At 44.0% G+C, this 15,695-nt stretch carries 13 protein-coding genes; 6 read left to right on the top strand and 7 right to left on the bottom strand.

Translation table 11 applies throughout. The features are described 5' to 3' along the window. Window positions 1–87: 87 nt before the first annotated feature. The 4 genes from pdxY to R7Z10_RS10865 all read left to right on the top strand — a co-directional run bounded on the left by pdxY (window position 88) and on the right by R7Z10_RS10865 (window position 3,822). Complete coding sequence (gene pdxY / locus R7Z10_RS10880; protein WP_005377109.1) at window positions 88–945, top strand: pyridoxal kinase PdxY; 858 nt, start codon at window positions 88–90, stop codon at window positions 943–945. 210 nt (window positions 946–1,155) lie between these two features. Next, a complete protein-coding gene (locus R7Z10_RS10875) occupies window positions 1,156–2,325 on the top strand; it encodes a patatin-like phospholipase family protein (protein WP_017634571.1) in 1,170 nt (389 codons plus the stop codon). Window positions 2,326–2,342: 17 nt separating this feature from the next. Then, entirely contained in the window at window positions 2,343–2,771 is a 429-nt protein-coding gene (locus R7Z10_RS10870) for a hypothetical protein (protein WP_047102715.1), read from the top strand. 142 nt (window positions 2,772–2,913) lie between these two features. Next, window positions 2,914–3,822, top strand: a complete 909-nt coding sequence (locus R7Z10_RS10865; protein ID WP_017634569.1) for a LysR family transcriptional regulator — start codon at window positions 2,914–2,916, stop codon at window positions 3,820–3,822. A gap of 286 nt (window positions 3,823–4,108) precedes the next feature. On the opposite strand, the gene R7Z10_RS10860 is transcribed toward R7Z10_RS10865, so the two are convergent. The 5 genes from R7Z10_RS10860 to R7Z10_RS10840 form a co-directional block, all read right to left on the bottom strand. Continuing rightward, complete coding sequence (locus R7Z10_RS10860; protein WP_213899516.1) at window positions 4,109–5,260, bottom strand: ABC transporter permease; 1,152 nt, start codon at window positions 5,258–5,260, stop codon at window positions 4,109–4,111. Then, window positions 5,257–6,423, bottom strand: coding sequence for an ABC transporter permease (locus tag R7Z10_RS10855; RefSeq protein ID WP_017821358.1), 1,167 nt, complete (start codon window positions 6,421–6,423; stop codon window positions 5,257–5,259). The genes R7Z10_RS10860 and R7Z10_RS10855 overlap by 4 nt, the downstream gene beginning before the upstream one ends. Before the next feature lie 22 nt (window positions 6,424–6,445). Beyond that, window positions 6,446–7,426 (bottom strand): HlyD family secretion protein, encoded by a 981-nt coding sequence (locus R7Z10_RS10850; RefSeq protein WP_005377122.1) that lies wholly within the window; start codon window positions 7,424–7,426, stop codon window positions 6,446–6,448. Window positions 7,427–7,429: 3 nt separating this feature from the next. After that, on the bottom strand, window positions 7,430–8,845 hold the full coding sequence (locus tag R7Z10_RS10845) for a TolC family protein (protein ID WP_104975368.1): 1,416 nt from the start codon (window positions 8,843–8,845) through the stop codon (window positions 7,430–7,432). Window positions 8,846–8,975: 130 nt separating this feature from the next. Then, window positions 8,976–9,203: a hypothetical protein gene (locus tag R7Z10_RS10840; protein WP_005377125.1), complete on the bottom strand. Its 228-nt coding sequence runs from the start codon at window positions 9,201–9,203 to the stop codon at window positions 8,976–8,978. Between the two features lie 476 nt (window positions 9,204–9,679). Between R7Z10_RS10840 and R7Z10_RS10835 the strand changes: the two genes are divergently transcribed. Beyond that, window positions 9,680–11,299, top strand: coding sequence for a sensor histidine kinase (locus R7Z10_RS10835; RefSeq protein ID WP_170890282.1), 1,620 nt, complete (start codon window positions 9,680–9,682; stop codon window positions 11,297–11,299). Continuing rightward, window positions 11,296–11,982, top strand: coding sequence for a response regulator (locus tag R7Z10_RS10830; protein WP_167415241.1), 687 nt, complete (start codon window positions 11,296–11,298; stop codon window positions 11,980–11,982). The genes R7Z10_RS10835 and R7Z10_RS10830 overlap by 4 nt, the downstream gene beginning before the upstream one ends. 91 nt (window positions 11,983–12,073) lie before the next feature. Here the strand turns inward: R7Z10_RS10830 and R7Z10_RS10825 are convergent, their stop codons facing one another. After that, window positions 12,074–14,209 (bottom strand): TonB-dependent siderophore receptor, encoded by a 2,136-nt coding sequence (locus R7Z10_RS10825; protein ID WP_318104848.1) that lies wholly within the window; start codon window positions 14,207–14,209, stop codon window positions 12,074–12,076. Between the two features lie 99 nt (window positions 14,210–14,308). After that, window positions 14,309–15,274 carry a helix-turn-helix domain-containing protein gene (locus R7Z10_RS10820; RefSeq protein ID WP_005387160.1) on the bottom strand — a complete coding sequence of 322 codons (966 nt, stop codon included), beginning with the start codon at window positions 15,272–15,274 and terminating at the stop codon, window positions 14,309–14,311. Between the last annotated feature and the right edge of the window lie 421 nt (window positions 15,275–15,695).

The raw sequence follows: 15,695 nt of genomic DNA, 5'->3' as shown, positions 1-15,695 counted from the left end.
GAGGCTATTCCGACCAAATAAGCACAGTGCGCGGCATTGTGTTTATTTAGTCGCCAAGCTAACAAACTTCCCTATTAAGAGTGACTTATGAAAAGCATTATTTCTATTCAATCTCATGTGGTTTATGGCCACGCCGGAAACAGTTCTGCAGTCTTCCCAATGCAGAGAATGGGCCTCGAAGTATGGCCAATTCACACGGTTCAGTTTTCAAATCACACTCAGTACCAGCAAGGTTGGACTGGACAGAAGTTTGGGGCAGATGAAATTCATTCTCTAATGAGAGGCTTAGATAACATTGAGAAGTTAGGCGAATGTGGCGCGATACTGTCCGGTTATCAAGGCAGCGCAGAGCAATGTCGAGCGGTGGCCGAAGCGGTAAGTTTAGTCAAATCGCGTAACCACAGCGCGCTTTATGTGTGTGACCCAGTTATGGGTGATCCAGACAAAGGTTGCATTGTGGCAGACGGTGTCAAAGAAGCGATAAGCCATAGCTTGTTGCCCATCGCTGATGTGATTGTTCCTAACCAGTTTGAACTGAGCGAGTTAACAGGTGTGAAAATTGACTCTCTTTATGATGCGGTCACTGCATGTAAAAAAGCCCTAGAGCTGGGACCGAAAATGGTATTGGTGAAACACCTGCATGCACTAACAGATGACGCCTTCAGTATGATTTTAGCCACGCCGAAAGCAAGCTATTTGGCCCAACGCCCTAGTGTTGAATTTGCTATGCAGCCAGTCGGTGTCGGTGATTTGATTTCTGCGATTTTTACTTCTTGTTTGGTGAAGAAGATGTCTCCTGTCGCAGCCTTTCGTCATACACATAACGCCGTTTACGGTGTATTGGAGATCACCAAAGGCTATGGCACATGGGAGCTACAGACGATCAATGCCCAATACGAATTTGTCGAACCGACGCATGAGTTCAACGTCGTGAAAATTGCTTAGCGCAGTACCTAATTAACGGAGAAGCGTAAAGTTAGCATATAGAAACTTGGCATAATTGCTTTGATGGATAGCATCCTACAATCGCGATTATGGGGTTTAGCCGTGCCTAGCTATAGTAACTCCATACAACGAAACGGACTTCATTTTGACCCAATTAACTTCAAACTGAGTCTCTGGTCATACGCCAGAGAACATTAAATGAGACTGATTATGAATCGTTTAATTTCCTCTGGTGTGACGGTTGCACTTTCGCTGTTGATAGTAGCTTGTAGTTCACCTCATACGCTGGATGTTCGTGTTTCTCAAAGCAACTATAAAGATGTCGAGATCGCGAGTTCGACACCAAATGAGCCACTTCGAATGTGGGCCAATGAAGCGCCGGATTTTCTCTACTCAGCGCACAATCAAACCACACCGATCAAAGTAGAGGGTGAACAGCTCAATATTTTGGCCTTATCGGGTGGTGGCGTAAACGGCGCATACGGGGCCGGCGTTTTGATGGGGCTACAGGAAAAGGGGGAGCTAAAAGATTATGCCATCATTACTGGAGTCAGTGCGGGTGCCCTAATCGCTCCTTTTGTTTTCATTGGCGGTGATGCGATGCCAAAGATGAAAGAAGTCATGCTCAACATCAATGATAAGAATATTTTGGGTAAGAAGAACTTCTTAAATACCCTGTTTAAGGACGCGTTTACCGATGGTGAGAACCTCTATGATTTCATCGCAGACGCTTACCCTGAGCCCATGATCGAGGCGATGGCGCAGCAACACCGCAATGGTAAACGCCTCTTTATTGGCAGTACCCATTTTGATTCAGGCGAACTGGTGATTTGGAATATTGGTGCGATTGCGAACAGTGATTTAGCGGACAAATCTGAACTTATTTACAAGGTGCTTGCTGCGAGCGCATCGATCCCTGGTGTTTTCCCTCCACAATTTATCGATGTTGAACATGATGGAGAAACACTTGAGGAGTTACACGTAGATGGCGGTCTCGCAGCGCAGGTGTTCTTTAATCCGTCTAACTTCAACTATCAACAAATCTCAGATGCTTTGGGGTTAGAAAAAGCGCCTCAGTTGGATGTGATTCGCAATGGTGCGTTAAAAGCGCCGTATCGTCCACTAAAAGACAAAGGTTTGGACTTGGTATCGAAGAGTGTCTCAAGCCTTACGCTAGCGCAAACTCGTGGTGATCTCTATCGAATGAAATACATCAGTGAAATCAACGATATCGAGATGCAGTTTACCTACATTGATCAAGATTTCAGATACGCCAAAGTAACGAAAGATATGTTCGATCACCGCTACTTGCTGACGATTTACGAATATGGATTCAAAAAAGCCACCCAAGGGCAACTTTGGGTAACTGAACTCCCTTAATACAGGAAAACGATACAATGAAAAAAGCCGTTCTTACACTCATGATGCTTACCGCTTCCGCGACTGCATTCGCCCAAAGTGGAGCCCATCTTGACCAGCAAAAAGTGGATAGTGATATGCAGCAACTGTCTGCAATCAAAGAAGAAGGTGCAGCCTTTATTATGATTGACGAGAACTCGAGTTACGTGGCGGTCGAGTTCGTGGGAAAGTGGGAAGAGATCAACAACTATGTGTCACACAAAGAAGCGAAACAACGTAAATTGGAAAAAGTGAACAAGCAGTTCGTGTACTCTCAGGTCGGTGAAACGTTGGAGTCACTTGAGCAAAAAGTCGTTGACCACATTTACGCTGATCAACCTAAATATTTCAGTGTCGATGTCTACCGTGATTACCATGGTGACTCAGGAGAATTCAACTATTTAGCTCGTGTCGTTGAGTACAACTAAGTTAGAGAAAACCTACTGAAGCTAGTAGGTTTTTTTGTGTCGTCGAGAAGGAATTCAAACGCAGATTGTTTCCGTTACCAAGTAGCAATTCTACGATCTTGTGGTAATTTAATTAGATAACTCTAAAAAGTAAGCACAACCTATGAATTTTAGTTTTGAACAACTTCTCGCGTTCGTAACCGTTTATGAACAGCTTTCGTTTAGTAAGGCGGCGGTCAAACTCAATAAGCACCGAACCACAATAGGGCAGGTGATTACCAATCTTGAAGACCAACTGGCGGTCAACCTGTTTGAGCGAGTGGGGCGCTCGGTAGAACCGACAGAAGATGGTCATCTTCTTTACCACTATGCTAAGCAAACCATCGAACAAGCACGTACTTTCGATAAAGTCGCATTAAGTCTAGCTTACGGTGGGTTAGAGAATGTTAGTATCGCCTATTCAAGCGCTATACCACACCGTTTTCTTGTATTGCTTCGTATTCAATTAGCAGCAGATTTTCCGATGATGCGAGTTAACTTTCTTGTTCGTAATCGCAACGAAATTAAAGAGGGTTTACAGAATGGTGATTATCAATTCGGTATTGTCAATGTGCATGATAGTCGAGCAATACATAGTCTGGATGCGACGTTTTTAGGTCATTTTGAATTTGTTCCTTTCGTCCAGAAAGGTGGTGAACTTGCTTCTATGGCACCAGATCGAGTATTGACAGCCTTGAGGAATAGTAAACAATTTGTACTGCGGTCTCTTATTGAAGAGGGAATGGGCGAAAAAGTCATCGTAAGTTCGAACCATGAAGAGGTCGACCAATTGGCCCTTGTAGTGAAAATGGTTGAAGCAGGTTTAGGATGGGCGATTCTCCCCAGAACGTTTGCCCATTCGGAGTTTTCTAATAATCATATAGAGCCAGTGGAAGCTTCTGAATTATTGGAAGGTTTTAAGTTTGGTTTTGGCCTATGGTGCCAACCCTCTAAGCAAGTCGGTGATGTAAAAAATTCAATCATGAAGGTCGTTACAGAATACCGAGAGAAAATAATCCGTGATATGACTTAGCGGCGACATGTATCCTGCTCATCCCTATCAACAACAAGACTCAATGTGAGTCTTGTTTTTTTGTGTCTGAAAAACGTTATCGTTCTAGCGAAGACTAATGTCTATTGGAAGGATATGACCCTCTATATGAGAGTATGGAGTCCATAGTTTTTGGCTTAATCTAACCTCGCTCAATGGGTAAGCCCAGAGCAAAAAGTGTTTTTACCATATGTCCGCTGCAAGGACGCAGATTTTCAGCCGGGTTTAGTTACCCGGCTTTTTTTATAGTAATAGAAAATGTCAGCTGTCACCCCAAGCTCTCTGTTACAACTGGCTTGTTACTTCGCTTAGCAATCCAGTACGCAACGCTACCCCAAAGCACAGTGAGTGCCCAAAGTGCCGTCCAATGTAGAGCGACTTGTTGCCAGGTTGCCCCCATTTGGTTTAGCGCTAAGAAAGCTTTTATCGCCCAAGTGCTTGGGCTTAAATCAGCAATCCATAGTAAGGGAGTAGGTATGGCTTCAATCGGCCAAATAAAACCAGCCAAGAAAATGAGCGGCATAGAGCTCACTAAGACGACTAAGGTGACAAGTTCACGCCGAGGTAATAAGTAACCTAGCCAGAAGCCTAGTCCGCAACAACCTAAAAAGAACGGGAACAACATAGCCAGCAATTCGCCCGCATTGGCGATATGGTTTACGTTTAAGCGTTCGAAGCTAAAACCAAAATAATAGGCGCCGAGTAAATAATAAATTGCCACAAATACTAACGTTCTCGCAAGCAGCAGCGATCCCGTTGATACTTGTGACCAATAGCCACGACCATGACGCTGTGTTCCCGTTTGCAATCCAACCGCCATGATCAACGTTTGTTGTAAAATCAGAACAAATACTGCCGGCACTACGTATTCGATGTAACCCATGGTTGGGTTGAACGTCGGTTTCATATTAAGCTTAATAGCAGAGTAATTATGGCTAGCCATACTCATGGGCACACCATCTATCACCATTTTACTGACTTTCACTTGGGCCCCTAATGTGCCTCCCGCTTGGGCCAATCCTTCTACCACGGTTCCGTACACGAGAAAATACGAGGCGTCCGCAGCGTAGGCCAGAGTCGGGCTTTTACCTAGCATTAGGTCTTTGTAAAAGTGTTCTGGTATGACTAAAAAACCGGTGACCTCTCGTTGTAAAAATGCTTGCTTTGCATCGGCAATCGTATGAAGTCGAGTGACTACGTTGACTTGTGGGGTGGCATCAACCATACGTTCCAGCTTTAAACTCGTCTGACTACCATCTAGATTAACAATCGCGATTGTTTGTTCACGAGGCGTTTGTTGTGCATAAGGCAAAGGGTATAAAAACGAGTAAAATACGACACCACCAAACACGGTCAACGTAACGACTGGATTGGTTAGAACGGCCTTAAGTTCCGCTTTAATCAGTTGCCACAATGTCATACCGCCTCCTTCGCTTGGCGTGTTGATGAAGCTGTTCGATGTTTACCCATCAAGGCTGCGGTAATGAGCAGAGGCATAACGTAACCAATCATAGGCCATAGCGAGCTTAAAGATTGCGCGGCCGATGCTCCATAGCTTGCTTGACTCACTTGCACTTCAATGTAATGGGTAATCGGCAATAATGAACGCCATGCATAAGCGAGCGTGTTCATGTCAGAAACTGGGAATGTAATTCCCATGAACGCGAAGCTTGGAGCCGTAAATGCGCCAGCAAAACTCATCGCACGTGCAGGATCCATCGACAAGAAGAAGAACAACGCTCCCATAATGATACAGGCGATAACCGTCGCCAATTGTGCTAATAGCATAACCACAAAACTGCCTTCCATTGGCCAATCAAGCACGGAATAAAACCAGTACAAGAACAACGCACCTTGCGCCATAAAGACCGGAATGTACCGACTTAATAAGGTAGTGAGCCTGGCGTATGGCTTTTCGCCCAAAAATGCAAAGCCATTCTTTCCACCATAAATGCGAAAGTGCGCGGCAAGAATCAAAATAGTGCTTACTACAATACATATTTGCCAAATGGCTGGCACGATAGCCGTTACCAAAAATTGTGCGTAGTTATTGTTACGGTTAAATAATGCGGTTATTTGTGTTGACACGGGTACAGCCTGTCCAGCCGCTGCTAACGTTGTGGTGTTACCCTTAGCCAAGTTGCCCATTACTTCAACCTGAGCGTCGAAATAGCCTTGTGCTTGCGCAACAGCAGAGTTGATCAGTTTCGCTACCAAAATGTACTGACTGTTGTAAAAGACAGAAAGTTGAGGTTGGCGGTGCTGGAGAATGTCTTGGTCGAACTTAGATGGGATGACCGCGTAAGCGTAGATATCGCCTTCAATCATCGCATTTTTTGCTTCGCTTGCACTGGTGTAGTGATAGTTAACAGCCAGACTCGACGACGCATCCAAAGATTGAATGAGCTTTCGAGAAAGTTGGGAATGTTGTAGATCAACCACACCGATTGGCAGATCCCGGGCAATGCCCGCAGAGAACACTCCCCAAATCATCATCGCGAGCAAAATCGGTATCCAAGTAAGGCACGAAAGCAACCACTTGTCTCGTCGTAAGATATGCCGCTGTGAAATCTTAATCGTCATAGCATTAACCTAGTGGTTGTGATTAAAGTTCAACGACAACACTCATTCCCATACGCAGTTCAGGTTCGGGTTGAGCTGGACGAGCTTCTACTTCAAAGGTACGAAGATCAAAACCTTGAGAAGCATCGGTTGCTCTCCACGTTGCAAAGTCACCCATAACGGCAACATGCGTTACTTTGAACTCAACATTTTTATTTAAGGCAGGCAAATAGGCATCAAAGGTTGCTCCTTTTTTAAAGTGTTGAAGGTAATCTTCACGCACATTCAGTGTCGCCCAGGCATCTTCTGTATCTATCACAGTAACAACCGGGAAGCCCTGAGGTGCTAATTCACCACTTTGAAGTAGAACTTGAGAGACTTCGCCGTCAAACCAGCTGTAGATCTGAGTATCTTTCGCGTACGCTTCTACTTCGGCTACGGCACCTGATGCCATGCGCGCTTTTTCCGCCGCAGCCACTTTGGTTTCACTTCTAGCGCCTTCTTTTGCCATTTCGTACATTTGAAACGCAGCACTTTCTGTGTATTTCGCTGCTTGCCACTGAGTTAAAGCTTCATCGCGTTTTTGTTCTGCAACCACGCCATCGTTATAAAGGTTATTCACACGATTGTAGGTTTTTTCCATTAAATTCGCAGCGGCTTTGGCTTTCATCCACTGATCTTTTGCTGCTTGGATTTGTTGCTCACGTGCGCCTTTCTCAGCTTCTTGAGCTAAGGCGTCCGCCGCTTTTTCACCTGCTTTTGCTTGTTCTAACTTCGCTTCAATTTCAGGACTATGAAGGGTAAAAATAAGCTGACCTTTCTCTACATCGTCGCCTTTACGTACCATGACCTCATCAATACGCCCTGGGACTTTTGAGGAAATGCTGTATTGCTGGGCTTCAATTAATCCCTGTAAGCGGATCGGTTCTGGTTGATAGGCTTGGTAAAATTGATACCCAACCCAAGAGGCAACACCCAAAGCACAAAGTGAGAGTAAAACGGGTTTTAGTGATTTAGCTGCCATGATTTATTTCACCTCTTTGGATGTTGAAGCAGGGATATAAGCGGTATTTTGATATTGTTCGAAGCTGTTCATTTCACTGCTCAATGCGAGTAGCTTGGTTAAAGATATTAAATAGCGGAAACGCGCCGCTGAACGTTGTGTTTCTATACTCGCGACATAAAGTTGTGCATCCACAACATCCAGAGAAGACGACAGACCCTGAGTAAATGCTTTTTCACGCAAGCGCAGATTTTCGTTAGCGAGTTCAATGCTAGATGCGAGCCCTTGTACTTCATCAATGGCTTGCTGAGCCTCCAAGTATGTCTTTTGGACTAACAGCGATAAGTCTTGTTTGGCTTGGGACTTTAATGAGTCGACCTGCGAGACGACGCTTTGAGCGGCTTTGACTTTTTCGCTTCGCCCTGATGATTCAATCAGTGGAATGCTGACACCAACACCAACTAACCAGTCAGGCTTCATTTGGCTTGCGAGAGAATCGTCTTCATACAAGCTGTAGTCGCCGTAAAGATAAACTTCAGGGTAGTATTTCCCTTTTTCTGCTTTGATTAAGCTAGAGGCTTGTTTGTGTTTAGCGCTCAGAAGTTCTAACCCCGGATAGGTAAGCAACGTTTGATCGACAAAAGCAGTAAGAGGGGGAAGACTGTCGTTGATAAACAAAGATTCAGCGGGCTCTACGGCATCATCTTGTGCGAGTAATTTACCTAATGCAGCCTGAGCGATACTCAAATCGCTGGCTGCTTTACGTGTTTCTACAGATGCTTTATCTAAAGAAGCCTCGGCTTGCAGGCGCTCAACGTGCGCGATTTGTCCTTGCTCTTCAAGCTTAATGGCAAAATCTCGATGCTTTTTTAGCCCTGCTTCAACCGCTTGCCGCGTTGCGAGTACTTCCTTTGCCAGTACGACAGAAAAGTAGTACTTCGATAAATCTTCAAAACGCGCTTGTTGTTCCATTAGAAGCTGACTTTTCGCCTCATCCGTTTTGCCTTCTGCTGCTGATTGAGCCGCAGAAATTCGACCACCAGTAAAAATTGGCCAAATCGCACGAATAGACGAAGAGAAAATATCGCGCTCGGTTATGGTCGAAGTGGTATTAGCTAAGGCACCAAAAATAGGCTGAAAAGCAGGAGGTACGTTAATGTGTGCTCCTGTGCTGTCTAGGATCTGTTTTCCCGAAAGCGTGATATCGGTATCTAAACGCGTGTAATTCGCGCCAATAGTAACCTGAGGTAAGTTGAGATTGCTGGTGGCACTCTCTTGGTATTGGTAGTTCTCGACGTTTGAGCGTTGAGCTTTGAGAGAATAGTTGTTTTCTAGCAATAGCTGCCATGCGGTATCAAAAGTGATCGGTGCCGCATGACAGGCAAGGGAAATCGAGCTGCTAAGTAAGCCCAGTATCCAAACCTTTCCTGTTTTTTTCATAATGGCTGCTTTGTCGTAGAGTATTAGCTCTAATATAAAGGATTCGTAACTGCGTGTTAAGTAGGAGGGAAAATTGGGCAGTAGTATGCGCCCAGTTATATTTGTGCTGGGCGCGGGAGATGTTACAAATTTATTTCGTATATGGACAGTGAAACTCCGCTCTCCACTCTAGCTGACGAGAACCTCGCATCGTATTCAATAGATCTTTTCCACTCATTTGAGGGAACGATAACAGGACTTTGAGATCAGAAGTACCGCCTCCGTTTTTTTCATAAGCCCTGACGTGTGTAAATGTTGAATACATATTCTCTGACAGCATCGCCTTATTCAGGCATATTCCAAAGGTATCGCGTTCCATGTTTGGTGTTCCTTCTAACTATAAATGCACCTCTGTTTATAGTTTTCCAGTTTTCAGATGGTGTCTAAGTGTTTGTCATATAGTCAGTATTTGTATTTTGTTTTATTTGTGTCCAAACCACTGACGTCAATGTTGAGCTTTTAATAGACTTCCAGCTTCACTGCTTTCAAACCGAAACTCTCATTGGTTTCGTTGATTAAAAATTATACGTTGTAAAGTCTAAAAACGCCTCAAAAACCGCTAAAATCGATGTGATCGCGATCATGATTTTAAGGGCAATTTATGTATGGAATTGAGTATCAGAGAGGAATGCTAAATTTGGTGAATGGTTGTAATTTTATGTTTCAGCTCGTCGATTAATTAACCGTAAACTCTGCGGTTTGTTTGCCTTCCTCACAGATTTATCACCGCGACAACGTCATGCTGTTAACTGAGTGTTAACGTTACGCTCAAGAGTGAATCACAAGGATGTATCAATGAGTTGGAAAACCATCAGCTTTCGTAAGCGGATGCTCATTATTATGACGCTATCGGGGTTGATAGAGCTGTTATTGCTTGTCGCCGCGGGGTTCACTTATCTCAAAATCAATCAAGAGCAAGAAATGGGAGAAAAAGCACTGGGTGTTGCCCGTTTTTTAGCGGACTCAGCGGTTGTTCGTGAAATGATCGAAACCCAAAACCCCCAGCCATACCAACTTCGCTTTCGAGAATTAACCGAAGCCATAGGTGCTGCATTCATCGTTATTGGCGACCATAAGGGAGTACGCTTAATCCACCCTGTTGATGAGCGGTTGGGCAAGCCAATGAGAGGTGGCGACAATCGTCGAGCGCTAGAACGGGGATTGTCTTATGTTTCGACGGCACAGGGCTCGTTAGGTTATTCAGTTCGTGGTAAAGCTGCGATTTTTGACGAGCAAGGGAACATCATTGGTGTGGTTTCGGTTGGCTATTTGCTCGACCGACTGCAAGACCGCATCGAACCATTTTTGGCCTTTTTGATTTTAATGGTCATCGTAGTTGTCGTCGCTAATGCCATTGTATCCAATTATGCGTCGAGAAAGTTTCAGCGCGCCATTTTAGGCTTTGAGCCTGAAGAGATAGGGCGGTTGTACGGCGAATTAGAAGTGACGATGAGCACCATCAAAGAGGGCGTGTTAAGCATTGATGCCCAAGGGATACTTCGCTCGATAAATCGTAGTGCCTGCCAGATTCTCGGTATTGATAGAGAATCAGCGCTCAATAAACCTTTGACTGACACGCTGCGTGATAGCGATCTATATACAGTATTAGAAAGCGGGCAGGAAGATCATGATATTGAAATATTCCTTAATCATAAGCGCCTGATTGCAAATCGCTCTCCAATTTATGTTGATGGAAAAATCGTGGGGGCGGTATCGAGTTTCCGTTTAAGGGATGAAATTAATGATCTAACCGAGCAGCTATCACAAACCAAGGAATATGCAGATTTGTTACGTTCGCAAACCCATGAGCATCGAAATAAGCTCAACACCATTAGTGGGCTAGTACAAATGGGTGAGCTTGATGCGGTGCAAAAGTTAATTGGACAAGAAACCGCACACTATCAAGCAATGATTGAGTTTTTAAGAGATACCGTTAAGGACCCGCTAATTGCAGGTATGTTGCTTGGAAAAACTGAACGTGCTCGCGAGTTAGGCTTACAACTGGTGGTTGAGGAAGGCAGTCGTCTGGAGCCCCTACCTGAGTGGCTAAATTCGGAAGACCTTGTCACAATTTTGGGTAATTTGATTGATAACGCTTTCGATGCCACGTTAACTTCAATTCGCGATGAATCAAATGTTGCGTCAGAACGCAGAAACATTGATGTGTCCGTTAGCGATTACGGAAATGAAGTGATACTTGAGGTGATAGATCATGGCTGTGGCCTCCCAAAAACAGTGGATCCACAAACATTATTTACAAAAGGCGTTTCGACGAAATCTCGTCAAAATCGAGGTGTTGGGTTACACCTTGTCAATCAGCTTGCTACTCGATATCACGGCCATGTTGAGATGATACCCAATACAAATTATGGGACAAGAATAACGGTGTACTTACCCAAGGAAGAACAAATATGAGTATGGCGACTCGCGTAATGATCATTGAAGATGATCTGGCTATTGCTGAGCTGCACCACAAATACTTAAGCCAACTGACAGGTTTGGAAGTGGTTGGAATTGCGACCACGAGAATGGAAGCAGAAATGCAACTCGACATTCTTAAGCCAGATTTACTATTGATGGATGTCTATCTTCCCGATGGCACAGGGCTTGAGATACTAAATACACTGCGTGCAAGTAACCAAACGTGTGATGTCATTTTGATTACAGCCGCAAGGGATGTCGATACGTTACAACAGGCGATGAGGGGTGGCGTTGTCGATTACCTGTTAAAACCAGTGATGTTTCCACGTTTAGATGCCGCACTGAAAAAGTATGTGTCCCAACGCCAACAACTAGACATCGTAGAGAGTTTGGATCAGAACCTCGTTGATAAAATGCTGCAGTCTCACGCCAATCAAGACAACTTGCCGAACCGATTACCAAAAGGGATTGATGGTGTAACCCTAGACAAGATCAGAGAGTTGTTCCCAAATGGCAGTGTGCTGACCGCTGATGAGGCAGGTGAAAAAATCGGAGTGAGCCGAACAACCGCTAGACGTTATCTTGAGTTTCTTATCAGTACTGGTGAACTAGAGGCTGATTTAAACTATGGGTCGGTAGGTAGGCCAGAAAGGTGCTATAAAAAAGTGACACGGTAGCGTTTATATTGATGCTCTATGCAAAATAAAAAGCGATGGCTTGTTTTAGAAACCATCGCTTTACAAATTACTGCTGTTCCGTTCTAAGAGGCTAGAAGTTGTATTCTAACATCGCTTCGATAGAGCGCTCAGCGCCAAACCAACAGTTATTTTTGTCGTAACAAGAATAGTATTCTTTATCGAATAGATTGCTTGCAGAAAGCGTGACGCTAGCCCCTTTCATTGATTCAGATACCGTTGAGAAATCGTAACTTGCTGCTAAATCAAACAAGGTGTAGTCCGGTACTTTTTGACTATTCTGTGCATCAATTTGTGCTTCCCCGACATAGCGAACGCCAGCACTGGTACGAAGGCCTGAAAGATTTCCTTCAAAGAAGTAATTTGCCCATAGAGAAGCCGTTTGCTCAGGTACCCAAACCGGCGTTTTACCTTCTTGGTTGTAATAACTGTCCTCGGTAATCTCCATATCGGTATATGTATAGCCTAGAGTGAAATCAGCTTGTGCTGTAACTTGCCATTTTGCCTCAAGTTCAATACCTTGTGATACCACTTCGCCCGCTTGATAGTTCGGTGCATAAGGATTATTCGGATCGGTCAAGATCGCGTTTTTCTTCGTAATATGGAAGAGTGCTAAGTTACCTGAGATATCACCAGATAATGGGGCGTATTTAAAGCCTAACTCCCATTGATGACCGGTTGATGGCTCAAATGCTTTACCAGAAGAGTCGGCACCCGCAATTGGCTCAAAACTTTCCGAGTAAGTAAGGTATGGCGAGAGACCAAAGTCTAGCTCATACAAACCACCGACTCGGAAAGATACGTTGGTATCGTCTAACTCTTCCTTGCTCTTGGATACTGTTCCTAGATAATCGCTAACGGCGTCTGTATTTGAATCGTATTTATCCCAACGAAGACCTGCAATCATTACAAGTTGGTCGTAACGAACTTGATCTTGGAAATAAACGCCAATCTGCTTCGTTTTGATATCTAAGTTTTGTTTGTATTGGAAATTCAGTGCATTACGATCAATGCTGTTGTGGTCAGGATTAAAAATGTCCTGAGTTAGCGAATACCCAAGCGTGTCTTTGTATTTTACATCTGAATCTAAATACTGATAATCAAGCCCGAACAATAAGTTATGTTCAAAATTTCCTGTTTTAACGTAGCCAGATAGTTGGTTGTCAATCACAAAGGATTTGGACTTTTCATCGGTTAAATAGGCATTTCGACCAACGGTACGGTTATCCGCTTCAAGTGCACCGTTATATGTGTTTTCCTGATAGGCATCGGCGGTCATGTAGCGGGCATTCTGTAGAAATTGCCAATTGTTGTTAAAGTCGTGTTGGACTTTGTAACCCATCATCAGAACTTCGCGTTCGTAAGTGTTCCAGTCCTCATCCCCTAAATAAGTGCTTGGTGACATCGAGCCAAGTGGGTTTTTAATCACTGAGCCAGATGCAGGCACAGTCGTGTAGATACCTGCTGATGGATCATTTTGATAGTAAACATTCACGTTCACTAATGTGCTTTCTGTCGCTTGCCAATTGAAAGATGGGGCGAGTACATAACGTTCATCTTCAGACGTATCGGCTTGACCATCTCGCTGTTTTGCCAGGCCGACGATACGGTAATCCACATTAGAATCACCAATTTGTCCTGTGGTGTCGAACGTCAGTTCTTTTAGGTTGTTAGTCCCAGTACTAATCGAGACAGAGTGTGAGGGTGTTGACTGAGGCGCCTTGGCGATAATGTTGACCATACCTCCTGGTGGAATATTGCCGTAAAGAACAGACGTTGGCCCTTTAAAAACCTCGATTTGCTCAAGAGCAACGGAATCGACCTGCGGTTGAAGGTTCCAACCGTTGTACAGCAAAGGAAGACCATCATAAAAGTTGGTGTAGTTAATAAAACCACGAATATTGAATAGGTCAAGTCGGGAAACGGCACCACCACGCAATTCTGTATTTACGCCAGGCGCATAACGCAATGCTTCGCTCACCGAGTTTACGCCGCGTAGGTCCATGTCATCTTTAGTGATTACCGTGATCGCTTGCGGTGTTTCCTCCGGTTCTAAAACGGTTTTAGTTGCGGTGTTTCGGTATGTTTCTCCTAGCACCGTAATCGTTTCGTGTTGGGATACGCTCTCAGTCGCATTGGCGTGGCCAGCGAGCAATGCGGATACGACGATAGCAACCGCTGAACGATGAAATCGAATCGGACTTTCCATATTTATAAATTCCACTACTTTTTCTATTTATTGATAATGATTGTTATTTGTATTCTATATTCAAAGAAATAGGAAAAGTTAACAATTTGGTGCAAAACACTAATCTTTGGAACTTATTCTTCTGTTCTTAGGTTTTAAAGATAGCGAGTCGTTTGGCTCGACAGGAATCCAATACTGCATTTGTGCTTGTTCGCTATCAACATCATAACCTTCTGGATAAAGCTCTAACTCATAACCATCGATAGCATGATAATTAGAGTAGGGTAGCCAATGTAAAATAAACCATTCCAGCGTTGAGGCGAGCTCTGATGCTTTGCCTATGTGTGTAATGACGGCGTAGGTTTGCTCAGGAACAGCCAAGAGGTCTAACCCCGAGTTGGAAGAGTTCGTTGATCTTGGTGCGTTTGCTGTTGGACTGCACTCATAACCTGCCCAATACTCAAGTTGTTGGTTGTTTGAATACGCTTGCGTCACATCAATCACGCCAAAGTAACTACTTTCCGAATTGTTAAGGTTTTCAGATGAATAAAGACGTGACCAAAGTGACGGTACTTTGGATTGGAAATCGGGCGTAGCGGAAAACAATCCGTGAATAGGTTCATGATAACCAGCAAGTTCAAAAGCCGGTTTTGTTTCTATTCGAACTTCAATAAAGCGCTGATGTTTTTTCTCTTCTTCTGGTGTCTTACGCAGCGTCAAAGGTTGCCTCAACCCGGAGAGTTGTTGCGTTTTTCGATATTCGCGGGGGCTTTTTGAAAACATATTCCTGAACGCTCGGCTAAATGCGTGTTCAGATGTAAATCCCATTTCTATCGCTATATCTAACGAGCGGTCAGAAGTATGGATTAAGCGCTCAGCCGCAAGGCTAAGTTTAAGCTCTCTGATGTAGTGAGCGACGGATACGCCAGTGTGTTGTTGAAATACGCGTTGCAGTTGCCAGCGCGACCAACAACTTGCTTTTGATATTTCATCTACGCTCAGAGTGCTGTCTAAGTTGGTGTGAATGTAGTCAAGCACCGATTGTATTCGGTTAATGGGATGTGGGTTAATGGCGCTTGATTTCATGGCGTTCTACTTTCACATTAATAGTGATTTCATTATCTTTAATTGAGTATCATTATCAATAGGATGATGAAATAAAAAGTAAGTAACACAGATCACGATAAAACTGTAATGGATTGCAAGTATGAGTAATTTTTACCCATATTAGAGTTTTTGCTTAAATTTTGGAGCGTTCAGATGAAACTTTTTTTATCAATAAAATACAATCGCTTATGACGTTTTGTGCAACTTATTTAAACGTTTGCACTGGCAAGTGTTGATGTAAATCAAATAGTCGTAGACAATATCGCCCCGTGTCGGACTCTCCTCCAGCGAGTACAGTGTGTACTTTTGAGACATAAGTGACTTAAATGACCTCAATACGTCGTGTTTCCAAGAATCGGAAATGCAACTTCTTAAGGTTCTTTGGGCCCATAGACTTTAC

The organism is Vibrio sp. Vb1018 (genome assembly GCF_033338775.1).
GTDB lineage: Bacteria > Pseudomonadota > Gammaproteobacteria > Enterobacterales > Vibrionaceae > Vibrio > Vibrio alginolyticus.
This window is presented reverse-complemented; position numbering and strand designations above follow the sequence as displayed.